Origin of the sequence: Kaistella sp. 97-N-M2 (assembly GCF_021513235.1) — a bacterium.
GTDB lineage: Bacteria > Bacteroidota > Bacteroidia > Flavobacteriales > Weeksellaceae > Kaistella.
This window is the reverse complement of sequence record NZ_CP090976.1, coordinates 628,965-653,251: the sequence shown is the minus strand read 5'-3', so window position 1 is coordinate 653,251 and position 24,287 is coordinate 628,965. Positions and strand designations below refer to the sequence as shown.

Annotated in this window: 22 protein-coding genes and 1 pseudogene; 17 read left to right on the top strand and 6 right to left on the bottom strand. The window is 40.4% G+C overall.

Features of this window, described 5'->3' with window-relative positions:
* Positions 1–39: 39 nt before the first annotated feature.
* From L0B70_RS03160 to L0B70_RS03120, 10 genes and pseudogenes are all read left to right on the top strand, one after another.
* Positions 40–2,178: pseudogene (locus L0B70_RS03160) on the top strand (M3 family metallopeptidase); the annotation flags it as partial.
* A 24-nt stretch (positions 2,179–2,202) separates the two neighbouring features.
* A complete protein-coding gene (locus tag L0B70_RS13445) occupies positions 2,203–2,550 on the top strand; it encodes an immunoglobulin-like domain-containing protein (RefSeq protein ID WP_311195399.1) in 348 nt (115 codons plus the stop codon).
* 74 nt (positions 2,551–2,624) lie between these two features.
* On the top strand, positions 2,625–2,987 hold the full coding sequence (locus L0B70_RS03155) for an MmcQ/YjbR family DNA-binding protein (RefSeq protein WP_235142859.1): 363 nt from the start codon (positions 2,625–2,627) through the stop codon (positions 2,985–2,987).
* A gap of 924 nt (positions 2,988–3,911) precedes the next feature.
* The gene (locus tag L0B70_RS03150; protein ID WP_235142858.1) at positions 3,912–5,117 is read left to right on the top strand and encodes a pyridoxal phosphate-dependent aminotransferase; all 1,206 of its coding nucleotides are present in this window, start codon (positions 3,912–3,914) and stop codon (positions 5,115–5,117) included.
* 234 nt (positions 5,118–5,351) lie between these two features.
* The gene (murB, locus tag L0B70_RS03145) at positions 5,352–6,371 is read left to right on the top strand and encodes a UDP-N-acetylmuramate dehydrogenase (protein WP_235142857.1); all 1,020 of its coding nucleotides are present in this window, start codon (positions 5,352–5,354) and stop codon (positions 6,369–6,371) included.
* 192 nt (positions 6,372–6,563) lie between these two features.
* Positions 6,564–6,800, top strand: a complete 237-nt coding sequence (rpmB, locus tag L0B70_RS03140; protein ID WP_235142856.1) for a 50S ribosomal protein L28 — start codon at positions 6,564–6,566, stop codon at positions 6,798–6,800.
* A gap of 9 nt (positions 6,801–6,809) precedes the next feature.
* A complete protein-coding gene (rpmG, locus tag L0B70_RS03135) occupies positions 6,810–6,992 on the top strand; it encodes a 50S ribosomal protein L33 (protein WP_015806891.1) in 183 nt (60 codons plus the stop codon).
* Between the two features lie 19 nt (positions 6,993–7,011).
* A complete protein-coding gene (locus L0B70_RS03130; protein ID WP_235142855.1) occupies positions 7,012–7,167 on the top strand; it encodes a DUF4295 family protein in 156 nt (51 codons plus the stop codon).
* Positions 7,168–7,283: 116 nt separating this feature from the next.
* The gene (ftsY, locus tag L0B70_RS03125) at positions 7,284–8,240 is read left to right on the top strand and encodes a signal recognition particle-docking protein FtsY (RefSeq protein WP_235142854.1); all 957 of its coding nucleotides are present in this window, start codon (positions 7,284–7,286) and stop codon (positions 8,238–8,240) included.
* 81 nt (positions 8,241–8,321) lie between these two features.
* On the top strand, positions 8,322–8,576 hold the full coding sequence (locus L0B70_RS03120; protein ID WP_235142853.1) for a GlsB/YeaQ/YmgE family stress response membrane protein: 255 nt from the start codon (positions 8,322–8,324) through the stop codon (positions 8,574–8,576).
* Between the two features lie 57 nt (positions 8,577–8,633).
* Here the strand turns inward: L0B70_RS03120 and sppA are convergent, their stop codons facing one another.
* Positions 8,634–10,391, bottom strand: coding sequence for a signal peptide peptidase SppA (gene sppA, locus L0B70_RS03115; protein WP_235142852.1), 1,758 nt, complete (start codon positions 10,389–10,391; stop codon positions 8,634–8,636).
* Positions 10,392–10,412: 21 nt separating this feature from the next.
* Here sppA and folK point away from each other — a divergent pair, with 21 nt between their 5' ends.
* The 5 genes from folK to fmt all read left to right on the top strand — a co-directional run bounded on the left by folK (position 10,413) and on the right by fmt (position 16,548).
* Positions 10,413–10,835, top strand: a complete 423-nt coding sequence (folK, locus tag L0B70_RS03110; RefSeq protein ID WP_235142851.1) for a 2-amino-4-hydroxy-6-hydroxymethyldihydropteridine diphosphokinase — start codon at positions 10,413–10,415, stop codon at positions 10,833–10,835.
* A 10-nt stretch (positions 10,836–10,845) separates the two neighbouring features.
* On the top strand, positions 10,846–11,967 hold the full coding sequence (locus L0B70_RS03105) for an OmpA family protein (RefSeq protein WP_235142850.1): 1,122 nt from the start codon (positions 10,846–10,848) through the stop codon (positions 11,965–11,967).
* A gap of 145 nt (positions 11,968–12,112) precedes the next feature.
* A complete protein-coding gene (locus L0B70_RS03100; RefSeq protein ID WP_235142849.1) occupies positions 12,113–13,558 on the top strand; it encodes an OmpA family protein in 1,446 nt (481 codons plus the stop codon).
* An 80-nt stretch (positions 13,559–13,638) separates the two neighbouring features.
* Entirely contained in the window at positions 13,639–15,540 is a 1,902-nt protein-coding gene (locus L0B70_RS03095) for an ATP-dependent DNA helicase RecQ (RefSeq protein ID WP_235143548.1), read from the top strand.
* Between the two features lie 60 nt (positions 15,541–15,600).
* Positions 15,601–16,548 carry a methionyl-tRNA formyltransferase gene (gene fmt, locus L0B70_RS03090; protein WP_235142848.1) on the top strand — a complete coding sequence of 316 codons (948 nt, stop codon included), beginning with the start codon at positions 15,601–15,603 and terminating at the stop codon, positions 16,546–16,548.
* A 1-nt stretch (position 16,549) separates the two neighbouring features.
* On the opposite strand, the gene L0B70_RS03085 is transcribed toward fmt, so the two are convergent.
* Complete coding sequence (locus L0B70_RS03085) at positions 16,550–18,595, bottom strand: choice-of-anchor L domain-containing protein (RefSeq protein WP_235142847.1); 2,046 nt, start codon at positions 18,593–18,595, stop codon at positions 16,550–16,552.
* Positions 18,596–18,689: 94 nt separating this feature from the next.
* Positions 18,690–19,514: a translation elongation factor Ts gene (tsf, locus tag L0B70_RS03080; protein WP_235142846.1), complete on the bottom strand. Its 825-nt coding sequence runs from the start codon at positions 19,512–19,514 to the stop codon at positions 18,690–18,692.
* Between the two features lie 135 nt (positions 19,515–19,649).
* Here tsf and L0B70_RS03075 point away from each other — a divergent pair, with 135 nt between their 5' ends.
* A complete protein-coding gene (locus L0B70_RS03075) occupies positions 19,650–20,228 on the top strand; it encodes a DUF6759 domain-containing protein (RefSeq protein ID WP_235142845.1) in 579 nt (192 codons plus the stop codon).
* A gap of 9 nt (positions 20,229–20,237) precedes the next feature.
* Here L0B70_RS03075 and L0B70_RS03070 read toward each other — a convergent pair whose 3' ends face one another.
* From L0B70_RS03070 to L0B70_RS03060, 3 genes are read right to left on the bottom strand one after another with little or no spacing between them, the layout of a single operon-like run.
* The gene (locus tag L0B70_RS03070) at positions 20,238–20,933 is read right to left on the bottom strand and encodes a tRNA1(Val) (adenine(37)-N6)-methyltransferase (RefSeq protein WP_235142844.1); all 696 of its coding nucleotides are present in this window, start codon (positions 20,931–20,933) and stop codon (positions 20,238–20,240) included.
* A 36-nt stretch (positions 20,934–20,969) separates the two neighbouring features.
* Positions 20,970–22,424: a HAMP domain-containing sensor histidine kinase gene (locus L0B70_RS03065; RefSeq protein WP_235142843.1), complete on the bottom strand. Its 1,455-nt coding sequence runs from the start codon at positions 22,422–22,424 to the stop codon at positions 20,970–20,972.
* Positions 22,396–23,007, bottom strand: a complete 612-nt coding sequence (locus L0B70_RS03060; RefSeq protein ID WP_235142842.1) for a riboflavin synthase — start codon at positions 23,005–23,007, stop codon at positions 22,396–22,398. The genes L0B70_RS03065 and L0B70_RS03060 overlap by 29 nt, the downstream gene beginning before the upstream one ends.
* Positions 23,008–23,114: 107 nt before the next feature.
* Between L0B70_RS03060 and pdxA the strand changes: the two genes are divergently transcribed.
* The gene (pdxA, locus tag L0B70_RS03055) at positions 23,115–24,206 is read left to right on the top strand and encodes a 4-hydroxythreonine-4-phosphate dehydrogenase PdxA (RefSeq protein WP_235142841.1); all 1,092 of its coding nucleotides are present in this window, start codon (positions 23,115–23,117) and stop codon (positions 24,204–24,206) included.
* Positions 24,207–24,287: the final 81 nt, after the last annotated feature.

Genomic DNA, 24,287 nt, shown 5'->3' with positions numbered 1-24,287 from the left:
GTTAAATTTAATATCTTTACTTTAAATAACAATTCAAAAATGAAAAATATTACATCTGTATTATTAATTTCTTCTTTGGCAGCCACAACCGCCTGTACAACAATGAAAAAGACCAGCACGACCTCTCCCACCGAAATCCCCACGCCCGACGCAAGTTTGTCTTCCAATCCTTTTATGATGAAAAGTTCCCTGCAATACCAGGCACCGGAATTTGATAAAATTAAAGACGAACATTTCAAGCCTGCTTTCGACTATGGAATGAAAGTTCAGATGGCTGAAATTGAAAACATTGCCAACAATTCGGCGGCGCCAACTTTTGAAAATACAGTTATTGCTTTGGAAAACAGCGGCGAAGTGCTGAAAAGAGCGCAACTCGTTTTTTACAATCTTACCGGATCCAACACCAACCCAACTTTGCAGAAACTGGAAGAAGATTACGCGCCTGTTTTTTCTGCGTTAAGTGATAAAATTTATTTGAACGAAAAGTTATATTCCCGCATCAAAGCCATTAAAACCGACGATTTAGGTTCTGAAGAAAAAAGAGTTTTGGACTTATACACTACCAACTTCGAACTTGCCGGTGCCAACCTTTCCGCGGAGAATAAGGCGAAGGTGAAAAAGATCAACGAAGAACTGGCAACGCTTTCCACGCAGTTTTCCAGTAAATTACTGGACGCGCGAAAGAACGGCGCACTTTTGATTACCGATGTTGCCGAACTCGACGGCCTGTCGCCGGATGAAATCGAAGCCGCAGCCGCCGATGCTAAAAGCGCCGGAAAAACCGGCTATTTATTGGCGCTCCAGAATACAACGCAACAGCCTCTGCTTCAGAATTTAAAAAACAGAGCAACACGTGAAAAACTTTTTAAAGCTTCCTGGTACAGAGCCGAAAAAGGAAATGCTGATGATACGCGAAATATTTTGGAAAGAGAGGCCAAGCTTCGCATGGATAAAGCGCATTTGATGGGCAAAAAATCCTTCGCGGAATGGAAACTTCAGGACCAAATGGCAAAAACGCCGGAAAATGCAATGAAACTTTTGGCAAGATTAGCCACGCCGGCTGTAGAAACGGCGAAACGCGAAAGTGATGAAATTCAGGCCTTGATCGATAAACAAAAAGGCGGCTTCACCGTCGAGCCGTGGGACTGGAATTTTTATGCCGAGCAGGTTCGGAAAGAAAAGTACGATCTGGACGAAAATCAGATCAAGCCTTATTTTGAAGTAAGAACGGTGTTGGAGAAAGGCGTTTTTTATGCCGCAGAAAAATTTTACGGCATTACGTTTAAAGAAAGAAACGATCTTCCGGTTTATCATCCCGATGTGAAAGCCTACGAAGTCTTCGACAGAGACGGAAAATCGCTGGCCATTTATTACCTCGATTTTTATACGCGAAACAACAAAAACGGCGGCGCCTGGATGAGTAATTTTGTGGAGCAAAGTCACCTTTTAAATCAGAAACCCGTCATCGTGAATGTTTTCAACTTTCAGAAACCGGCGGAAGGAAAGCCTTCTTTAATTTCTTACGATGATGTTTCTACCATGTTCCACGAATTTGGACACACGCTGCACGGATTGTTTGCAGATCAAAAATACATCGCAATCTCCGGGACCAACGTTCCGCGCGACTTTGTGGAATTTCCTTCCCAGATCAACGAGTTTTTCGCCCTGGAACCTTCCGTTTTGAAAAATTACGCGCTGCATTATCAAACGAAGCAGCCGATGCCACAGGCTTTGGTGGATAAAATTAAAAAAGCCGGAACTTTTAATCAGGGCTATTCGACAACAGAACTCGTTTCTGCTGCAACACTCGATATGAACTGGCATTCCGTCACCGATGCGTCGCAGTTTAAACCTACTTTGGAATTTGAAAAAGACGTTTTGGCGAAATATGGCTTTAACTTAAAAGAAGTTCCGCCGAGATATCACACGCCGTACTTTGCGCACATTTGGGGCGGCGGATATTCTGCGGGTTACTACGCGTATATGTGGAGCGACATGCTGAATGCAGATGCGTGGGACTGGATTTCGACTCACGGTGGAATGACGCGTGAAAACGGCGACCGGTTCCGGAAATATATTCTTTCTGTCGGAAATTCAAAAGATTTAAATCAGGCCTTCCGCGATTTCACGGGAAGAGATCCGGATTTGAAACCGTTGTTGAAAAATAAAGGATTTATTTCTGAATCTGAAGGTACGGTTAAAATGGAGACGAATAATAAGTCTGTTAAGCAACAAAGTTTAAAAAAAATAACTGTTGTTATTATCAATAATACTTCGGAAATAATTTCAACTGGCAATGGTTTCTTTATTGAGAAATGGAACGGTAAAAATTGGTTGAAGGCAAAATCTGCACCTAACCGGATGTTCACCAGTATCGGTTACGATATAAAGCCCGGTGGAAGCAAAGCCTTTGAAACAGACGTGAATGAGTATTATCCAAATTTATCCAAAGGCAGATATAGAATTTCCAAATCATTTTTTTATGACAAAGATATTCCAGTAACGAGAGAAGAGGAGCATTTAATCTACAAAGAATTTGTTATTGAATAACAGAAACTGCAGAAATTTTCTGCAGTTTTTGTTTTTGTAAAAAGTCCTAATTTTAATTCTCTAATTCTTCAAAGATGAATTTTATTTATTCCGATTTTGAAGCGGTGAAAAATGCTGCGCTGCAATTTTCGGGTGCGGAAGAAAGTGTTTCGCATAACGGTACACCCTCGATCAAAGTCAACGGAAAACTGATGTGTCGGCTTCATGAGGACGGAACTTTCGTTCCCATCCGTTTGGGTTTTGAACAGCGTGATTTTTATCTGGAAAAATATCCTGAAATCTTCCATTTGCCGGAACATTACAGAAATTATCCATATTTATGTTTTTGGCTTCCACTGCGTGATAAAAAGCTTTTGCATGAAATTTTGGAAATCTCCTGGAAAATGCTTGCCACGAAAAAACAAATCAGTGATTGGGAAAAAGGACTCAATTCGTAGCAAATGAGCAATCGAAAAAGTTAAAGCCGAAAATTAAAAATTATAGTCTCCTTTTCTGTAATGCGAATGTGGTGTAACCGAGCCGCGGAGCGGCGATCTATTGGTAGGATATTGTAAAGCCATTCGCGGAGCTCCAGAGGAGCGACCCTAAATTATTAAGGGTTACAACGGAGATGTCTTAAAATTATGGGTAGCGTGTAAGTAAGATACGAGATATAAGATAGCCGCAGAGCGGCGAACCCTTGGTAGAAATCGTCGTAAAAACATGCGCGGAGCTCCAGAGGAGCGATCCTAAATGATTATGGTTTACATTATAGAAACCAAATAGATATGGAGGAAGTATAATGTACAGAAATGGCAACCCGAAAATTACAACGCGCTACCTCTTTATTTCTCATGCGGTCCGTGGTTAACCGAGCCGCGGAGCGGCGAACCATTGGTAGAAATCGTCGTAAAAACATGTGCGGAGCTCCAGAGGAGCGACCCTAAAATGATTATGGTTTACACTTGAGATACCGTGAAAATATCGCAACATGTAAATAAAAAGCGTCATATAACTCAGCCGCGGAGCGGCTACCCGTAAAGAGATGGTGGGATTTTAAATAAAAAACGTGGTATAACGGCGCCGCGGAGCGGCGAACTATTGGAAGAAATCGTCGTAAAACACATGCGCGGAGCTCCGGAGGAGCGACCTAAAATAGAAGGAATGGTTCCGTAAATACTTTGAAAAAGGTAAACTACCTGAACTTCCAGCCCGGATCGCAGCGGAAATCCTTTTTTTTCGCTGCACGCCACTCTCGTTTTAGGCGGAATTTCGGAGGCGGAAAAAAAGATTGCAGCGTAGAGCCGGACCGCCTTTTCGGGAGGGAAAAATTCTCGGTTGCTTCATAAAAAAATTCTTAATTTTACCGAAAATAATATAGAATGCCGAAAATTTCTCAGCGCGCACAAAATATGCCTGCTTCGCCCGTTAGAAAATTGGTTCCTTACGCCCTTCTGGCGAAACAAAAAGGAATAAAAGTGTATCATTTGAACATCGGTCAGCCCGATATCGAAACGCCGCAATCTGCACTTGATGCGGTGAAAAACAATGATCTGAAAATCTTCGAGTATGCACTTTCCGAAGGGAATCTGGAGTACAGAACGGCGCTGAAAGATTATTATCACACCTTAGGCTTTACAGATTTAACCACCGACAACTTTATAGTGACGAACGGAGGCTCGGAAGCTTTAAATTTCGCGCTTTCCACTTTATGCGACGCCGATGATGAAGTGATTATTCCGGAACCTTATTATGCGAATTATAACGGTTTTGCAAGCACTTTTAACGTGAATGTTGTGGCGGTTTCTTCCTCTATCGACACCGGATTCGCCTTGCCGCCGATCGAAGATTTCGAGAAAAAAATTACGCCGAAAACGAAAGCCATTTTAATCTGTAACCCCGGAAATCCCACGGGTTACCTGTACACGCGCGATGAATTGCAACAGTTGGCACTAATCGCGGCAAAACACGATATAGTAATTATTTCCGATGAGGTTTACCGCGAGTATGTGTACGACGGAAAGCAGCAGATCTCGATGTTCGATTTCCCCGAAATCGCGGAAAACTGTATTATTATCGATTCCGAATCCAAGCGTTATTCGATGTGCGGCGTTCGGATTGGTTTTATGGTAACGCGCTCCAAAAAAATTCACGATGCGGCGATGCTGTTTGCGCAGGCGAGATTAAGCCCGGTTTTGTTGGGACAAATTGCCGCCTCTGCAGCGCACCAAAACGATTCTGACTATATTTTGAAGGTTCGCGCCGAATACACGCACCGCCGAAATGTTTTGGTGGATTTGCTTAACGGGATTCCGGGCGTAATCTGTCCGAAACCGAAAGGCGCCTTTTACTGCGCCGTCGAGCTGCCCGTAGACGATACCGATAAATTTGCGCAGTGGCTTCTCGAAAGTTACTCAAACAACAACGAAACCATTATGGTGGCGCCGATGAGCGGCTTTTACAGCAACCCGGAACTCGGCAGAAAACAGGTGCGGATTGCGTATGTTTTAAACGAAGCCGATCTCAGACGAAGCGTGGAGCTGCTGAGCGATGCACTCCAGAAATATAAAGTCGAATTTAAACTCTAATCCTTTTTATTTTTTTGGGCGCCTTTTTCCGCCTTCCATTCCCGCTTTTTTTATCATGGGCTTCGGCTGCGCTCAGCCCATGATAAAAAAGAGCTTCATTCAAGTCGGGGCGCAGCGCGGGTAAGCAATAAAAGCGGTTTTACCTGAGAAAAATTTTCGTTCCCAAAAAAAATATTACCGGCTTTGTCGAAGTTTCTGAATCTGCGGCAAAGCTTCTTTTCCTATTTAAAGTTCATGAAGATCCAGAAAAACTTTTCTTTAAAAAACCACAATACTTTTGGCGTGGACGTATCCGCAAAATATTTTGCGGAAGTCACTTCTTTGGAGGAACTAACTCAAGCACTCAACGACTCAGTTACTCCAGAAATCCCACTCCTCATTCTGGGCGGCGGCAGTAATTTACTGTTCACGAAAGATTTTGAGGGGTTAGTGCTTCATTTAAATGTTAAGGGGATTTCGGAAGAAATTATTTCGGAAAACGAGGTTTTGGTAACGGCTGCAGCGGGCGAAAACTGGCAGGAGTTTGTGCAGTTTTGTCTGCAGAAAAATTACGGCGGATTAGAGAATTTATCCCTGATTCCGGGAAATGTGGGGACTTCGCCCATGCAAAACATCGGCGCGTATGGCACCGAAATTAAAGATACGTTCGTGCAGTGCCGGGTTCTGAATCTGGAAACTTTGGAGGTTGAAATTTTCGATGCGGAAAAATGTAATTTCGGCTACCGCGAATCTGTTTTCAAACACGAGGGAAAAGGGAAATACATCATTCTGGATGTTACGTTTAAACTTTCGACGAAAGATCATTCCATCAAAACGGAGTACGGCGCCATTAAATCTGAACTGGAAAATCTGGGAATTGAAAATCCTACCATTCAGCAGGTTTCCAAAGCCGTAATCAATATTCGCCAAAGCAAATTACCGGATCCCAAAGCGATGGGAAATGCCGGAAGTTTTTTTAAAAATCCTTCGATTCCAAAAAATCAGTTTGTAGAAGTTCAGGAAAAATATCCCGAAATTCCAAATTATCCGAATGGCGAGCTGGTGAAAATTCCGGCAGGTTGGCTCATCGAACAGTGCGGCTGGAAAGGCAAACAGATGGGAAATGTGGCGTCGCACAAATTGCAGGCTTTGGTTCTTGTAAACGCGACGGGACAGGCTTCAGGGCAAGAAATTTATGATTTCTCTACGCTGATTATTAAGTCGGTAAAAGAGAAGTTTGGGATTGATCTGGAAAGAGAAGTAAATATCATTTAAGGTGAAAATACGCTGTTTTAAGAAAGTTCAACCTTTAAGCTTTAGATTTTTAACATTAAAATATTTTCTGCCTAATTGCTGTAAATGATCTGCGTATTTCGTCGCAATTAATTTCGTAAATAGTTGTCTAATTAAAATATTCTTCGTTATTTTGCACTCTCAAATATTTATTAGTAAAAAGAACATCGAGATATGTCAAGAATTTGCCAAATAACAGGAAAGCGTGCCATGGTAGGAAACAATGTTTCTCACGCTAATAACAAAACGAAACGTCGTTTTGAAATTAACTTACTAGAGAAGAAATTTTACCTTCCGGAGCTGGAGAAATCTGTAACTTTAAAAGTTACTGCTCATGGATTGAGAATTATCAATAGAATTGGGATTGAAGAAGCAATCCTGAGAGCAACACGTAACGGATTTATTAAATAACAAGAAATCATGGCAAAAAAAGGTAACAGAGTACAGGTGATTTTGGAGTGCACAGAGCACAAAGAAACCGGTGTAGCAGGAATGTCAAGATACATCACTACCAAAAATAAAAAGAACACTACAGAGCGATTAGAGTTGAAAAAATTTAATCCGGTTCTTAAAAAATACACCCTTCACAAAGAAATTAAGTAATTTTTTAAAAGAATAAAAAATGGCAAAGAAAGTAGTAGCAACGCTTCAGGGTGGTGCAGGTTCTAAAAAAATGACCAAAGTTGTGAAAATGGTAAAATCCGCGAAAAGTGGTGCTTACGTTTTCGAAGAAAGAGTAATGAACGCTGACGAAGTTGAAGGTTTTTTGAAAAAATAATTTTTGCTTTCGCGAGAATATATAAAACTATCCTATTGGGTAGTTTTTTTGTTTTATCTTTGGTTGCAGTCCGCGCCGGGCTGTAATTTTCTAATTTTTAATTTGTAATTCTGATAATGAGCTGGTATAAAAAAATCTTTAAAAAGGAAGAGAAAGAAGTTTTAGACAAAGGATTGGAAAAATCGAATCAGGGCTTTTTTGATAAAATTTCAAAAGCGGTTGTAGGAAAAAGCACCGTAGATGACGAAGTTTTGGACGATTTGGAAGAAGTACTTATCGCTTCTGATGTAGGCGCTTCCACCACCATAAAAATTATTGAGAGAATTGAGCAGCGCGTTGCCAGAGATAAATTTGTAGGAACCGGCGAACTAGACCAGATTCTCCGTGAAGAAATTACAGGATTGTTACTGGAAAACCCCCATGCAGGAACCGGCAACATCGACGAATCGAAAAAGCCATACGTTATTATGGTAGTCGGCGTAAATGGTGTGGGAAAAACGACCACCATTGGTAAGCTGGCCCACCAGTTCAAAACAGAAGGCCGAAAAGTTATTTTGGGTGCGGCAGATACGTTTCGTGCTGCGGCAACAGAACAACTGACGATTTGGAGTGAAAGAGTTGGCGTACCCATTGTAAAACAAAATATGGGTTCGGATCCGGCATCCGTAGCGTTTGATACGGTGCAAAGCGCTGTGGCGAATAATGCGGACGTTGTGATCATCGATACTGCAGGAAGACTTCACAACAAAGTGAATTTAATGAACGAACTAACGAAGATTAAGCGTGTGATGCAAAAAGTTGTTCCCGATGCGCCGCACGAAATTTTATTAGTTTTAGATGGCTCCACCGGCCAAAATGCTTTCGAGCAGGCGAAACAGTTTACCGCAGCTACCGAAGTTAATGCGCTGGCGGTGACCAAATTAGATGGTACAGCAAAAGGCGGTGTAGTAATTGGCATCTCGGATCAGTTCCAGATTCCAGTGAAATATATTGGTGTTGGGGAAAAGATGACGGACCTTCAATTATTTAATGGAACAGAATTTGTAGATTCATTTTTCAGAAAGAGACTTTAGAATGAAATTTTAATTTTGTCTGATATATTTTTCTAACTTTAAAAATTCGAATTCTAATTATTAACATTAAATTTTAAAACTATGGGAATTTTAACTTGGATCATTTTTGGTCTTATCGCAGGTGCAATTGCAAAAATGATTATGCCAGGCAACCAGAATATGGGTTGGCTTTTAACAATTATTTTAGGGATCGTAGGAGCATTCGTAGGTGGATGGATCGGAAGTATGCTAGGATGGGGAACGGTAAATGAGTTCGACATCAAAAGTATGCTGCTTGCAGTAGTAGGAGCTTTAGCAGTTCTCTGGATCTACGGAATGGCCACTAAAAGAGCTTAATCGCAGAAAAAGAAAAAAAAGCCCGGTTTGAATTTCAAACCGGGCTTTTCTGTGGGATTAATCGAATTTTATGTGGAAAGGCATTTCCATCATTACACTGCTTTTCAGTTTCGGATTCGTTACCTGTTCGAAGATTTTGTAATTCTCCGCACCAATTTTATTTTTAATAAGTCGCGCAGACATCTGCTCTTCGCCCATATCTTTAAATAACTGTTCGAATTTGCTTACGCGTTTTGGATAGCTCGCTGTGTGGTACTCTTTAAGTTTGGCTTTCTGTGCCGCAAAATTAATAGCATCGGTTAAAGTCCCCAAATCATCTACAAGCCCGAGTTGCTTGGCACGTGTTCCGCTCCAGACTCTTCCGCCGCCGATTGCATCAATCTGGTCGAAGGATTTTTTACGGTTTACGGTAACGAAGTGCACAAATCTTTTATAGGTCTGCTCTACACTTTTTGTCATCATCGATATTCCGCCTGGGGTAATGCCGTTAACAGGTGAATACATATTTGAGTTGGCATTTGTAGTAACGGCATAAGAATTTAAGCCGTTTTTATTCGCAATCTCTTTAAAGTAAGGAATCATACCGAAAACGCCGATACTTCCCGTTAAAGTGTTGGGTTCGGAATAAATTTTATCCGCCGCCATGGCAACATAGTACCCGCCGGATGCTGCATAGTCTCCGAAAGAAACAACTAACGGCTTTTTCTTTTTCAGCTGTTGAAGTTCAAAAAGAATTTCGTCGGAAGCATTGGCACTTCCACCGGGCGAATTAATTCTGAACACAACTGCTTTCACTTTATCATTGTCTTTTAATTTTTTAATTTCCTTTACGAAATTGTCTGCGTAAATGGCATCATAACCTTCGCCGTTGTAAATAGCACCGGAAGCATAGAGTACCGCGATCTGGTCGTCTTTTTTTGTATTATCGTCCTCGAAGCTTGAAATATAACTGTTAAAAGAAATTTTATGGAGTTTGTCTTTTTTCTTTACGTTCAGTTTGCTTTTTAAAAGATCGTCGTACTGGGTTTTTTGGATAAGCTGATCGGCTAATCTGTATTTTAAACTTAATTCGGGTATAATTCCGTAAAGGCTGTCCACAACCGTGCGAAACTGTGCAGTATCCATTTTTCTTGAAGTTGCCATTTTCGCAGCATTTACCGACCAAATATCATTTAGCAAGGTTGAAAGTTGTTCGCGGTTTTCCGGCGACATGTCGTCCCTTAAAAAAGGTTCGACTGCCGATTTATATTTTCCGTGGCGAATGACCTCGATGCCGATGCCAAATTTTTCCGCGAAACTCTTCATATATAATACTTCGGAGCTTAGACCTTTCAGTTCGATACCCCCGGCAGGATTCAAATAATATTTATCGGCCACCGAACCTAAATAATAAGCGGGCTGGGAAACCACATTTCCGTAAGCATATACAAATTTTCCGCTTTTTTTAAAGTCTTGCAACGCGTCGCGAACATCATCAAGCTGCGTCATGCCCGCCTGTATTCCGTCCGTTTCTATACTGATGCCTTTTATTTTAGAGTCGGTTTTGGCGTTTTTGATGGCTTGGAGCATGTCGATGATCATAATATTTTTTTGCTTTTCTTCGAAAGCAAATAATCCTTTATTATCTTCGGAAGGACTGTCGATAATGCGTGTTTTAAAATCTAAAGTGAGTACTGAATTGTCCTTTATATTTATTTTTTGCTCATTACTGAAAACGCTGGCGACAATCATCAGTACTAAAAACAGACAAAAAACTGCTCCGATCATCATAATTGCCACTATATTTGCTAAGACATTTTTAAAAAAACTTCTCATAACTTCCTAATATTTTACAATATGTCGCAATACACCGTCACTTTGTTACTCGGCAGTAATTTGGGTAATACCGAAACCAATATCCGCACTGCAATAGGGCGCATTCAACACGATATAGGGCCTGTAATTAAGCAAAGTACAATGCTGCGTACCACCCCTGTAGAATTTGCGAGTAACAATATTTTTTGTAATATTGCAATATTAATAAAAACACAATTTTCCCCCGTTAATCTCTTGAATTTGATAAAAAGAATAGAGTTTGATATGGGACGAACAAAAGATTCCTCGCTCACAGAGAGCTATGAAGATAGGATTATTGATATCGATGTTGTAAGATATGAGAACATTATTTTTGAGTGTAGAATTTTGCAGATTCCGCACCAAAAACATTTGTACGAGCGCGATTTTTCCCGAAAATTGTTATTAAGTATCGAAACACATTAAAACAACAAATATGAAATTAGGTTTATTTTTAGCATTAACCTTACCTATTGCTTTCTATGCACAGGATAGTTTAGCAGTGTCCGGTAACAATGAGTATCCAAACACCTTCTCCAACGGCTCGGCAAGTGTACAAACATTTGACAATTCTGCAAGAAGGTTTAACGACTGGGCGATCTCAGTCGGTGGCGGTGCCGCCTTCCTCGCTAAGGGCGATTTAACATCCTTTTACGATAATAAAATTAACTGGGGTTACAATGCGTACGCGAGTTTAGACAAGCATATCAGTCACACTTTTGGCATGAGTTTGCAGTACCAAATGGGCAAGACCAATCAACAGGGAAAGTTACCTGGTGCAGAAGGTGCTGTAGCGGGAATCGCTGATGCCTGGACGAAGTACCAACAGATTTCTGTGTTGGGAGATATTAATTTTTCGAATTTATTACGACGGGTTGACAATCATTCACCTTATCGATGGGCGCTCCACGGGTATGCTGGTGTGGGGGTGCAGGCCTATGAAACCTTGTTGCTGGATAATGATTTATCCCAGTACGCGCCGAACACTTTTCCGCTTGCGGTGGATCAAAAATTAGGCATTGCCTCTTTCTTTTTGCAGGGAGGGCTTGGTTTAAAATACAAAGTTTCCAAAATGATCGACGTAGAACTTCGCAGCATGTATATCTTTAGCGGCGATGAAGAATTTGACGGTGGTGGAGATCTTCGGGACACCGGACGTCCCAGAATTAACTATAATCTCATAAACGACAGTTATGGAGATGATCTGTTAACGGTTAATTTAGGCTTAAGCTTCAAACTGGGTAAGCATGATTCTCATCTCGCCTGGCACGATCCGTTACAAGAGGTTTACTATAAGGCCAATCTGCTAGAAAATGCTTCGGAAGATCTGGTAGTCTGCCAAAAAGGTGACAACGATAATGACGGAGTTTGTGACGATTGGGACAGACAACTTGACACTCCTGCCAATGCAAGAGTTGATGGCGCCGGCGTTGCATTGGATATGGATCTGGATGGTGTAATCGACCTTTACGATAAGTGTGTGACCGTTCCGGGGTCTGCCGATAATAATGGATGTCCTGTAAATTCAGGAATTATTAACGATTCTGCAAACAAATAAAGTCTAAAATAGTTTGCGTGGCACGGCGTTTGCTCATAGGCTCGGAGATTGAGCGTATTTTTTAACAAAATATTGGCAAATATCGTTTCTTCAAATTATAGACTGGAAAAAAGAAAATCATTTATTAACTTAACAATAAAAAATTATGAAACTAAATTTAGCAATCGTGGCTCTGGCAGTAGCTATACCTACCGCTATGTTCGCTCAAGATTCAATGGCAGTTGCTACTGAAGGTTATCCAAACACTTACTCTTCGGGGTCTGCAAACGTATCACCGTTTACGCAGAGTTCTAAGCGATTTAATGACTGGGCAATTTCTGTAGGTGCGGGTGTGCCACTTCTACAATCTGCGGATCTCACATCCATTAAAAATGGTAATGGAAAAAACCTTTTCGGGTACTCCGCTTATATCAGTGTTGATAAGGCAATTACGCATGCTTTTGGTCTGAATCTACAATACGACAGAGGCGAAACAAGACAAGGTTGGTTCAATACCAAAACCGATAATACCACAGGAACCGGTATTCAGGATAGAGGGGCCAGAACACAGTATGATGCTATCTCTTTATTAGGAGATGTTAATTTTTCTAATTTATTAAGAAGAGTTGATAACAAATCACCGTACAGATGGGCTTTGCACGGGTATGCAGGTATTGGTACCTTAGCGTACAGAGCTTATCAGGAAGATGCTTCCGGTCAAAAATTAATGACTGAGATCAAACCTTTCAAATTCAATTCATTATTTGGTCAGGCAGGTGCCGGATTAAAATACAAAGTGAACAGAAGAATCGATCTTGAAGGTAGAGTAATGTATGTAGTTTCCACAGACGATCAGTTTGATGGTGGTGGTGCTCAGTACAGTACTGTTAATAAAATCGAAGATCAGGTTTCTGATAACTTCATCAACGCAACTTTAGGTTTATCTCTAAAATTAGGGAAACACCAGTCGCACCTAATGTGGCATGATCCATTGCAGGAAATTTATTACAAATTAGATGTATTGGCAGACAAAAGCCAGGATGTTGAAGTTTGTAAAAAAGGTGATGCAGATAATGATGGCGTTTGTGACGATTGGGACAGACAACTTGATACTCCTGCAGGTGCAAGAGTTGATGGGGCAGGTGTTGCTTTTGATACAGATTTAGATGGTGTAATCGATCTTTATGACAAATGTGTAACCGTTCCAGGTCCTGTTGAAAATAACGGTTGTCCAACTAATTCAAGTTCAACAGTTACAGACAACACGAGAACAATGGAAGGAATCGAATTCGATTTAAACTCCGACCGAATTCTTCCGTCAAACACTCCGATCCTGAACAACGCTGTTAATTATATCAATTCTTCTACAGGAACTTATAACGTAGTAGGTGGAACAGATACAAGAGGTACAGATGCTTACAACGAAAATCTTTCTCAAAGAAGAGCCAATACCGTTAAAAATTATTTAACGCAAAATGGTGTAGAATCTGGAAAATTGCAAGCAGTTGGTAGAGGTGAAAAAGACCTTAAATACCCGGAATGTAACCCAGCGACTAAATGTCCTGAATGGAAAAACAGAGCTAACAGAAGAGTTTACTTCGAAGCGAAATAATTTCTGAAATTTATAGTTCAAAGCCACGCATTGCGTGGCTTTTTTTGTTTTATTGAATTTTGTTTCAGTATTTTTACTCCATGATTTCGTCTCAGGCTTTTCAAGACCTCAAATATCAAACCCTAAAACATTTTTGGGGTTACGATTCGTTTAGAGATTCGCAGGAAGAAATCATCAATGCAGTGATCGAGGGGAAAGATTCTTTGGCACTCCTTTCCACAGGTGGCGGAAAATCACTCTGTTATCAGCTGCCGGCACTTATTTTAGAAGGTACCTGCCTCGTTATTTCGCCGCTTTTGGCATTGATGAAAGACCAGGTGTATCAACTCAAAAATAATGGCATTGAAGCCGAGTATTTATCCTCAGAGCTCGACGAATTCGATGCAGAAACCATCTTCAACCGCTGTAAAAACGGTCTCACGAAACTACTTTACATCTCTCCCGAAAGATTAACGAACCGTATTTTTTTACAGAATTTAGAAGAAATCCAAATCTCTTTCGTTGCCGTTGACGAGGCGCACTGTATTTCGGAGTGGGGACAGGATTTTCGGCCAAGCTATCAAAACATAAAAGGATTCCGCGAGAATTTAAAAAATATTCCGCTGCTCGCCCTTACTGCAACAGCAACACCAAAAGTTTTGGCAGAAATTCAGCTCAAACTGAATTTGAAAAATCCTGTAATTTTGCGGCGAAGTTTTCGCAGAACCAACATTAAAATTATTTCCGATAAAATTTCCGATAAGTACGAAAGGGTCTTAAATATTCTTAAATACAATAATTCTTCCGGAATCATTTACGTACGAAGCCGAAAAGAAACCGAGGAACTCACAAAATTTCTTCACCGGAATCAAATTCAGAATGTCGATTATTTCCACGCGGGTTTACCTTTAAGAGAGAAAAATGCCAAACAGAACCGCTGGATTCAAAGTAACAATGAGGTTTTAGTCTCCACCAACGCTTTCGGAATGGGCATCGACAAAGATCAGGTCCGTTTCATCATTCATTTTTCGCCGCCACAATCGCTCGAAAATTATTACCAGGAAATCGGCAGGTCCGGTCGGGATGGTTTGGAATCTTATGCCTTTCTTTTATGGACAGAGCAGGAAATGATCAATTTTGATCAAATTCTTAGAAATCAAATTCCCTCGAAAGCTGAGTTCAAAAATATTGTCACTTATTTGTATTCAACATTTCAGGTGGCCGAAAACGATCTGCCGGAAAATGTTTTCCAACTGCATCTTCAGCGCATCCAAAATTTCACCAAAGTTTCTTTGGCAAAAATCCGGAATGTTTTAAATTTCCTTCACAACCAGGAATTTATTTTTTTCAATGCCAACCAATCGCTGTCTTCTTTGGAACTGAAGATTTCTCCGGACGAACTGGATTTGCTGCCTAAAAATGATGCGTATTTTCTAGAGCTTTTACTCCGCAATTTTTCGGGGCTTACCACGCATAAAATAATGTTCAGCGAACTGACTTTAAGCAAAAAGATCGAATCTGAACCTCATTTGATCAAAGAAAGACTCAAAGAAGTTCACCGGAAAGGCTATGTGGATTACATTGATGGCGCGCTGTCGAGCATTAAATTTTTAAAAAGTCGGGAAGACCGCCACTTCGGCGGAAAGTACTGGAATCTTTTTGAGCATATTCAGCGGAACAAACTACAGAAATGGGAAGAGATGAAATTTTTTGTGGAAGACCGCGAGTTCTGCAAAATGAAACTCATCTTATCGTACTTCGGCGAAAAAAATGTAAAAAACTGCGGAAAATGTTCCGTTTGCGAAAAGCAGAAAGAAAATGTTTTTGGTCGGAATGTCGCCGATGAAATTGTGGAAATACTCCGCCAAAAACCTTCAAACGTCGAAGAGATCGCCATCAAATTAAATTATTTCGAGAAAGATAATATCCTCGAAAATCTCATTCATCTTTTAGATTCAGGGCGTGTAAAAATGCTTAACTTCAGAACGTACACGATAACCTAATTCCTGATATCTTATTTTAAAAGTCTCTGAAAAATTATTAATCTCCTTTTTTAAATATAAATGAAATCATTAAAAGTCGTCTTTTTTGGAACTCCGGAATTTGCAAAAACCTGTTTAGAAGCCATTCATCAATCCGTTCACGAAGTCGTCGGCGTAGTTACGGTGGCAGATAAAGCCAGTGGGCGCGGTCAAAAAGTAAATCAGTCGGCGGTGAAGATGTTTGCCGCAGAAAAACAGCTTCCGGTTTTTCAGCCGGAGAAATTGCGAAATGAAGAATTTTTAGAGGAGATTCAAAAATTAAACGCCGATGTTTTCGTGGTTGTGGCCTTCCGAATGATGCCGAAAATCTTATTCGAAATGCCGGTACTGGGCACTTTCAACCTTCATGCTTCCTTGTTGCCGGATTATCGTGGCGCCGCACCCATCAACTATGCAATCATCAACGGCGAGAAAAAAACAGGAGCCACAACTTTCTTTATTAACGAAAAAATCGACGAAGGAAATATCCTTTTACAGGAGGCGATTGAAATTGTGCCCACCGAAAACGCGGGCTCACTTCACGACCGCCTTATGCAAATGGGTGCGAAGCTCGTAGTAAAAACATTAGATGGTTTGGCGGAGAATTCTATACAGGAAATGCCACAGCCTGCTGTGGATGAACCTAAAAATGCGTTCAAAATTTTTAAAGAAGACACCAGAATTAACTGGAAGCAAAATTCAGAAAAAGTGTACAATTTTATCCGCGGCATGTCGCCTTATCCGTGTGCGTTTACGAGTCTGAAAATAGGGGAGGAAGAAAAAACCTTGAAAATTTATGAAGGCCGATTTGAATTGTCTGCGCACGAAAAAGCTCCGGGAACTTTGGAAATCGACAAACATCAGTTCAGAATTTATACATCAGACGGATTTTATTTTCCCGAAGAATTACAGTTGGAAGGCAAAAAAAGAATGTCTGTAAAAGATTTTCGCAATGGTTTTCAGCATTTCGGCCACATTACGCTGGCTTAAGTTAATCGCGGTTTTTTAGCAGCATCCAGCCTTGATAGGAAACAGGTAAACTGGTATCCGGTTCAGTCCAGTTCAAAATGTACCAGTAATTGCCGGTAGGCAGAACTTTGCCACTCATTTTTCCGTCCCAGAGGTAGGGCGGATTTTTGGAAGTAAAAACAGCGGTCCCAAACCGATCATAAATGGTGATGATGACGTCTTTTTTAAGCTGAAGATCGGAATAATCCAGGACATCATTTTTACCGTCAGCATTTGGTGTAATCACATTAATGAGGTTGATGACCAAAAATTCCTTTTCAATAATTTCGCAGTTTTTATCGTCCTTCACGGAGATTTTGTGTCGTCCACGCGTAACATCGGTGAAAATATTGGATGATTGAAAAGTGCCCTGATCCAGCGAATACTGGTAAGGAGGATTTCCGCCCATCACAAAAACTGTTGCTCTATTTCCGGTGACTTCAATGTTCGTTATCTGCGGAAGTTCTGCGGCACCAACGGTAACTTCCTGTTGCAGTTTGCAGCCGTTTTGCGCCGTTAGTTCTACGATATATTTTCCTACAGGAATATCATCCACAAAGTTGACAGTAGGTCCTTCCGCAATGAGGTCGCCGTTCTCGTGCATCCATTTGTAGAAGGTGAACGTAGGCTCAGTTTCTAATCTTGTGACCGCATTTGGGCAAATGGTCTGGTTTGTCAAAAGAATCGACTTTTTTGGTGTGTAAAGATGAACAACCTCTCTAACAGGTGCACAGATGCCACTTTTTACCTTCGCAAAAATATCAACGTCGGAAGTGTGGGTGAAGTTGTTTGGCAAGGGTGCGGAATAAGTGGAATCTGCAAAATACGTAACTTCGAAATAATCCTGATAATTGGTGACGATTTCTTTGTTTAAATCCTGAAGTTGAACAGAAATGGGATTTCCATTGTTATAATTACAGTACTTTTTTTCATCTAATACAGGTATTGCAGCATATTCAATTTTGATGGATCCTTTCACCGGACAACCGGAATCATCGATCCGAACCTCGTAATCTCCCGCCGTTGTTACGGTGTAAGTGGGCGCAGTTTCTCCCGTAATCGGAAGTCCGTCTTTGTACCATTGATACGTGGCTCCGGCAGTGGTAGCCTCCAGTAGTAAAGTCGAATTTTCACAGAGTGCGGTGCCCTGAGAAATAAGTCGATCCGAACCGAGATCTTTGTTGCCTACAAAACTTCCGGCTTTTAAAAATACGGCAGAATCGAAAAGGCCAGTTACATCACCATGATCGGCAATAACAAGCTTGATGTGATATTTAACACCAATTTCTACCTCCGCTTTTGCAGTTAAGATTTTCGTTTGGCCATTAAAATTAGTAGGGGTTTGCACGCCGTTGAAACTTCCAAAGTATTCGGTGTTTTTCTGGCAAAACGGCGCGGCATTAATTGTTAACGTCGAAACGGGCGTTTGGGTCCCGGGAATTACCGCAATGTTTTTATAAAGTGTTGAATTGTCTGCTTTTTTAATAAGAAAGGCAAATGCGTCGGAATATTGGCAATTACCGGTCTGGTATTCTTCCGAAAGAAAAAGGTAATCAAAACTTATTTCGCTGCTTTTCAAAGAGGTGAAATCAAATTCTAAAACGGTCGCGTTTAAAATATTATCAGAATTAAGGCCGCTTTGGTTCAAAATATCAATAAGATCCGGATCGCCTCCCCAACCTGAATTTGCAAAGGGACTGTTGCGGTCCTTAGTTTGAATAAAATCATTCGGACCAATTGCCGTTAAAGCGCTGCCGGTGGAAAGAATTATTCCTTCTTCCATCTGAAAACCGCTGCCGTTTTTATTAAAATATCCAAAACTTTTGTTGCCGTTTCCAAAATCGTATCCATTAACCGTCACATCTTCCACGGAAATGCAGCCGGCACTTTGGGTGCCAAAGAAAACATCTTTCACGAGCTGATCCGCCGAGAAATTGGTATCAACATTGATGTATTGCGTCTTTATTTCAGTGGGAATCAAAACAAGAAAAATGCAGATTAGGAAAGATAGAAAGCTGCCGATTTTCATAAGTTGAAATATGCTGTGAAATTACTTCTAATTAGCCGAAAAAAAAATCTCTTTCCTTTGGCAGAAAGAGATTTTTATAAGGGATCGTGTTCGATTATGTAAGACTAACTCTTACAAATCCAATTACTTTTAAATCGCCGTTTACAGATTTTACATAATCTGCAACCGAAGTACTTCCGTCTTTAATAAAAGCCTGGTGTACCAAAGTGTTGTCTTTGTAGAATTTCTGCATTTTTCCTTTCAGGATGTTGTCGATGATGTTTGCAGGTTTTCCTTCTTTCGTTAAGATTTCTCTTTCGATATCAAGTTCTCTGTCGATCGTTTCCTGAGAAACCATAGTTTCGTCTAAAGCCAGTGGGTTCATTGCTGCAACCTGCATCGACACGGATTTTGCAACTTCTGAAGCACCGTCTACATTTTGAGACAGCGACGTGATGGCCGCAATTTTATTTCCTGCGTGAATATAAGCACCTAAAAATGGGCCTTCAATTCTTTCGAAAGAACCGATTTCGATTTTTTCTCCAATTACTCCTGTTTGTTCGATCAATTTTTCAGCAACCGTCATTCCGTGGAAATCTGAAGCTAAAAATTCTTCTTTATTTGCGTAAGCAACAGCCTGTTCTGCCAGTTCGTGTGCCAATTCTACGAAACTGTCGTTTTTACCTACGAAATCTGTTTCACAATTTAAAGCGATAATAGCTCCCATGGTGTTGTCCTCGTTCAGTTTTGCAATTACAGCGCCTTCAACAGATTCTCTGTCTGCTCTGTTAGCCGCAACTTTCTGTCCTTTCTTACGAAGGATTTCGATGGCTTTGTCGAAGTCTCCTTCAGCTTCTACCAACGCTTTTTTACAGTCCATCATTCCTGCGCCTGTAATGTTTCTTAATTTAGCTACATCTGCAGCAACTGGTGTATACATATATTTATTTTTATATTGAAATTTTGAGTAAATTGGCTTTTTTTCAGCGCTGCAAATATAATAAATTTAGCACAAACTAAAAAGGATGTTTTTGCGTTATTCTTAAAATTTAAACTTTTAAAAATCACCCTGTTCATGAAGAAATATTTTTATTTTTTTGCTTTTTTCATCTCTACGCTATCGTGTGCGCAATCTTCTTACACCGCCGCACAGGTCGAAAAAAGTACCGATCCGCAAGTCATTGCCAACTTTATAAAATACAATCCCAATCATCCCAAAACACCGGAGTTTAAAAGGAAACTGGTGGCGGTAATCAATAACAACAAAACGCCGTCGCAACAGGCTAAAGTGGCCAAACCCAGCGTTAAACCTATCAACACGAACAAACTGGAAACTTCTATTAAAAAAGACGTTGCAAAAAACGGGTCGAACGAGAAACACAAACGCACCGCAGATCTGTTAAATCACCTTTTCAATACGGATCCGGGGAGCAAAACGGCTTATGTTCAAATTGTGAACCGGTCCAAGTGCAACCTGATTGTAAAAATCAGCGGCAGAAAGTTTTATAACCTCGATGTTCCTGCGAATAATCAAAATTTTCTCCTTGTCGATAAGGGAAGCTACACCGTTACGACGTCCGTTTGCGATGCAAAATATTCCTCCAAAAAGAACATCGGAAAAGATATTGTTATTACGCTGAATGCGCCGAAATAATCTGATTGCTTAGGTGGCAAAAACATGAAAATCCTTCGTTAGTTCCAGGTATTCGTCTGTATATTTTCTGGGCGACTGTTCAATAATGAAGTCGATTTCCTCACAATGTTGGGGGATTCGTCTTAACTCTAAAATCCATCTTTTCGGCGCCGAATTTTTAATCCCAAAAATCTTGATCTTTCTGAAAGGAAATAATCCGTTTACAACACTCATTTTTTCAAAATGATCTCCCGATTCGAACGGAATGATCACGGAAAATGTTCCTTTGTCGGAGAGAAGACCCGCTGATTTTTGAATTAAATTGGAAAATGAAAGTTCCGTCTGCTGCCGTGCAACAATATCTTTTTCGGAGGGATTCTCTTCAAAATAGGGCGGATTCGACACAATCAAATCAAATTTTTCGTCGGTTACGTAAGTTTTGAAATCGTGTTGAGCAGCGCTAATCCGGTCTTGAAAAGGAGAATTTTTAAAATTTTCTGCTGCGAGGATTACAGCATCAGCGTTCAGATCGAGTGCCGTTATTCGGGCCATGGCATTTCTCTGCGCGATCATTAGCGAAATTAAACCCGTTCCCGTGCCCACTTCCAAAATATTTTGAGATCCGTCCACCGAACTTAAGGCGCCTAACAAAACGCCGTCTGTCCCGACGCGAAAAACATTTTTTGACTGGTTAATATTAAAATTTTTGAACTGAAAAGGTTTCATGGAGCGAAATTTAATAAGAACCGATTTGGTCTCGGCTTATAAATTATTAGGAAGCAAAATCGTAAACGTGGTACCTTTACCAATCTCCGATTTAACAGAAATTTCGCCTTTGTAATCTTCCACCATTTTCCGAACCATTGTTAGGCCTAGACCTGTACCACTTGTTTTAGATGTGAAATTTGGTTCGAAAATGCGGTCATAAAGTTCTTCAGGAATTCCGATCCCGTTATCTTCAACGGTAATGATGATTCTTTTTTGGCGTTCTTCTACGTCGACATTAATGATGTTTTCGCGATCGTCCTGACTTGCCTGCCTGGCGTTTGCCACAAGATTGGTGATGATTCTGGACAAGTAAATTTTGTCCATATCGATCATAATATTTTCCTTGTTCGCGTGAAAAAAGATCCGTTCATCGCTGAAAATATTGGTGATTTTTTTAATCTCCTGATTGAGATTAAAGACCTCATTATTTTTTTCCGGAAGTTGCGCGAACTGCGAAAATGCGCTGGCAACTTTTGCCACCAAATCGATCTGGTCGACAAGGGTTTTGCTCATATTCTTCACTTTTTCGCGGATATTCGGATCTTCGGGATTAAACTTTCGCTCGAAGTTTTGAATGGTGAGTTTCATCGGTGTTAAAGGGTTCTTCACTTCGTGCGCCACCTGTTTTGCCATTTCGCGCCAGGCTTCTCCTTTTTCTTTAAAACTCAATCTTTCCTTCTGCTCTTTAATCTGCAAAATCATCTTATTATAGGCTTTTACCAACTGGCTGAGTTCATCTTTTTGGTAATAGCGGATGGCCTGCGGGTCTTTTTCGAAGAGCGTCACCGTATTGATTAAATTCGAAAATTTGGTCACAGCATTGGTTAAATTATTAGAAATAATCCAGCTCAGCCAAACTGCAAAAGCGATAATGAACAAATTAACGATAACGATATAGTTTACGTATTTATTAAACACATTAAAGTAAGATCCGTCATTATGATAAAAGGGAAAGTAAACGATTGCAATGGGTTCTAACATATTGTTTTTCAAAACAGTATACGAAGAGGTTACATTCGAATCGGTTTTTTCGTCGTATTTCTGAAAATCAACACGTTTGTCGGTTTTCAAGACCTGATTTACGATTTGGAGCGGGATTTTTTTCTCTACGATAAGATTGCTGTCTTTGTTGGAAATAAGAAGATTTCCTTTTAGATCGTAAATAATGATGTCCTGATTGTTGATATCTGCGATTTCGAAAATATCGTTATTTAAAATCATGGGCAGATCGGCAGTTTCGACCTGCGTATGACTGACGCCATAATCTAAGGCAGACATCAGCGCTTCGGATTTTTTCTGAAGATCGGTTCGGCTTTGCTCCACCGCATTATTTCGTAAAATAAAAAAGGAAAGAATAGATGATCCTAATATGCTGAGAAAACATATTAAAAGAAAGCCGCCAAAAACTTTATTTCGTAAACTATAACCTTTGTAGTGGGAGAACGGCATTTTTTTTCATAAGTTTCGTTACATATTTTCCGATAATGTCGAATTCTAAATTGACCTTGTTTCCAGGCGCGAGCGTTTTCATATTCGTAAATTCCCAGGTGTAGGGAATAATTGCCACTGAAAATTCGCCCGTTCCGCTTGCAGCCACCGTTAAAGAAATTCCGTTCACGGTAATGGAACCTTGGGGAACCGTTGTAAAATCATCAGTTTCATCATATTGAATGGTGATGAAAAAACTTCCGTCCTGATCTTCAATACTCTTTACGATTCCGTTCTTGTCGACATGTCCTTGAACGATGTGCCCGTCCAACCTTCCATCAAACTTCAAACAACGTTCCAAATTAATTTCGCTTCCAACCTTCCACTCGCCGAGATTGGTTTTTTCAAGGGTTTCTGCAATGGCAGTCACGCCGTAGTTTTGGCCGGAAATATCAACCACAGTCAGGCAGCAGCCGTTATGCGCGAGGCTTTGGTCGATTTTTAACTCTTCGGTAAAAGGGCAGGTTAAAGTGAATTGAATATTTTCAGCACGTTTTTCTATTTTTTGAATGATAGCCGTGGCTTCGATGATTCCTGTGAACATAAAAAAGGTTTTTCTGTGGAAAAAAAATAAGTTCTATAAATAAATAAATAGTTATTTCTAATTTCCTAAATTTGTGAAATTCTATTAATCTTCAAAGATAATTAAAAATGAGTCCGAAGCAGCATAAAATAAGAGTGGGAATTTCTATTGGGGATTACAACGGGATCGGTCCCGAGATCATCATGAAAGCTCTGAAAGATAAAACCATCACCGATTTTTTTACGCCTATAATTTTTGGTTCCGGAAAGCTTTTTACCTATCAAAAAAACATTTTCAAACTCAATCATAATTTTAATTATATCACCGAAGTCGCACAGGCCCAAAATGATAAAATCAACATGCTGAATCTGTGGAAAGATAATGTAAATGTGGATTTAGGCAAACCCACCGAAGAATCTACCAAAATGGCGATTGAATCTTTAGAAGCCGCTACAACTGCTTTGATGAATGGCGAAGTTGATGTTTTGGTAACCGCGCCCATCAATAAAGAGGAAATGCTGAAGCAAGGTTTTGCGCACGCCGGACACACCGGTTATCTGGAAGAAAAATTCGAGAAAAAAGGCTTAATGTTTCTCGTTACGGAAGATTTAAAAGTAGCTGTTTCAACCCATCATATTCCGCTGGCGCAGGTTGCCGAAAATATTTCAAAGGAAAAAATTAAAAAGCAAATCAAAATGCTGAATCAGTGTCTGATTGAAGATTTTCAGATCGAAAGACCCAAAATTGCCGTTTTGGGACTTAATCCGCATTCCGGCGATGGCGGCGCAATTGGAAAGGAAGAGATAGAAATTATAGAACCCGCCATCCGCGAACTTTTTGATAATGGAATTTTAGCGTTTGGACCTTTCCCGGCGGACAGTTTTTTCCAACCCAGCAAATACAGAAACTTCGATGCGGTTTTGGCCATGTATCACGATCAGGGTTTAGCCCCGTTCAAAACCTTGGCCTACGAAGAAGGTGTGAACTACACGGCTGGATTGCCATTCATCCGAACCTCTCCGGACCATGGCGTGGCGTACGATATTGCCGGACAAAATATAGCGGACGAACAAAGTTTCAGTGAAGCTATATTTACTGCAGTCAAAATATTTAAGAACAGACAGGAGTATAATGATCTGATGACGAACCGCATGCAACCACGCAGAGCTTCCTCTGGGCACAGTGTGGATGAAGATTTGCCGCGCGAGCGCAACCGCTAAATCTTCAAAAAAAGTATTTCTCCAATATTTGTTCACGAAACTATTTGTAATATTAAAAAATTTGCATATTTTTGCACACTC

What these genes read in the sequence shown, in the direction of transcription:
- L0B70_RS13445 (WP_311195399.1), top strand. Translation starts at nt 2,203, where the DNA reads ATGGAGACGAATAATAAGTCTGTTAAGCAACAAAGTTTAAAAAAAATA.
- L0B70_RS03155 (WP_235142859.1), top strand. Translation starts at nt 2,625, where the DNA reads ATGAATTTTATTTATTCCGATTTTGAAGCGGTGAAAAATGCTGCGCTG.
- L0B70_RS03150 (WP_235142858.1), top strand. Translation starts at nt 3,912, where the DNA reads ATGCCGAAAATTTCTCAGCGCGCACAAAATATGCCTGCTTCGCCCGTT.
- murB (WP_235142857.1), top strand. Translation starts at nt 5,352, where the DNA reads ATGAAGATCCAGAAAAACTTTTCTTTAAAAAACCACAATACTTTTGGC.
- rpmB (WP_235142856.1), top strand. Translation starts at nt 6,564, where the DNA reads ATGTCAAGAATTTGCCAAATAACAGGAAAGCGTGCCATGGTAGGAAAC.
- rpmG (WP_015806891.1), top strand. Translation starts at nt 6,810, where the DNA reads ATGGCAAAAAAAGGTAACAGAGTACAGGTGATTTTGGAGTGCACAGAG.
- L0B70_RS03130 (WP_235142855.1), top strand. Translation starts at nt 7,012, where the DNA reads ATGGCAAAGAAAGTAGTAGCAACGCTTCAGGGTGGTGCAGGTTCTAAA.
- ftsY (WP_235142854.1), top strand. Translation starts at nt 7,284, where the DNA reads ATGAGCTGGTATAAAAAAATCTTTAAAAAGGAAGAGAAAGAAGTTTTA.
- L0B70_RS03120 (WP_235142853.1), top strand. Translation starts at nt 8,322, where the DNA reads ATGGGAATTTTAACTTGGATCATTTTTGGTCTTATCGCAGGTGCAATT.
- sppA (WP_235142852.1), bottom strand. Translation starts at nt 10,391, where the DNA reads ATGAGAAGTTTTTTTAAAAATGTCTTAGCAAATATAGTGGCAATTATG.
- folK (WP_235142851.1), top strand. Translation starts at nt 10,413, where the DNA reads ATGTCGCAATACACCGTCACTTTGTTACTCGGCAGTAATTTGGGTAAT.
- L0B70_RS03105 (WP_235142850.1), top strand. Translation starts at nt 10,846, where the DNA reads ATGAAATTAGGTTTATTTTTAGCATTAACCTTACCTATTGCTTTCTAT.
- L0B70_RS03100 (WP_235142849.1), top strand. Translation starts at nt 12,113, where the DNA reads ATGAAACTAAATTTAGCAATCGTGGCTCTGGCAGTAGCTATACCTACC.
- L0B70_RS03095 (WP_235143548.1), top strand. Translation starts at nt 13,639, where the DNA reads ATGATTTCGTCTCAGGCTTTTCAAGACCTCAAATATCAAACCCTAAAA.
- fmt (WP_235142848.1), top strand. Translation starts at nt 15,601, where the DNA reads ATGAAATCATTAAAAGTCGTCTTTTTTGGAACTCCGGAATTTGCAAAA.
- L0B70_RS03085 (WP_235142847.1), bottom strand. Translation starts at nt 18,595, where the DNA reads ATGAAAATCGGCAGCTTTCTATCTTTCCTAATCTGCATTTTTCTTGTT.
- tsf (WP_235142846.1), bottom strand. Translation starts at nt 19,514, where the DNA reads ATGTATACACCAGTTGCTGCAGATGTAGCTAAATTAAGAAACATTACA.
- L0B70_RS03075 (WP_235142845.1), top strand. Translation starts at nt 19,650, where the DNA reads ATGAAGAAATATTTTTATTTTTTTGCTTTTTTCATCTCTACGCTATCG.
- L0B70_RS03070 (WP_235142844.1), bottom strand. Translation starts at nt 20,933, where the DNA reads ATGAAACCTTTTCAGTTCAAAAATTTTAATATTAACCAGTCAAAAAAT.
- L0B70_RS03065 (WP_235142843.1), bottom strand. Translation starts at nt 22,424, where the DNA reads ATGCCGTTCTCCCACTACAAAGGTTATAGTTTACGAAATAAAGTTTTT.
- L0B70_RS03060 (WP_235142842.1), bottom strand. Translation starts at nt 23,007, where the DNA reads ATGTTCACAGGAATCATCGAAGCCACGGCTATCATTCAAAAAATAGAA.
- pdxA (WP_235142841.1), top strand. Translation starts at nt 23,115, where the DNA reads ATGAGTCCGAAGCAGCATAAAATAAGAGTGGGAATTTCTATTGGGGAT.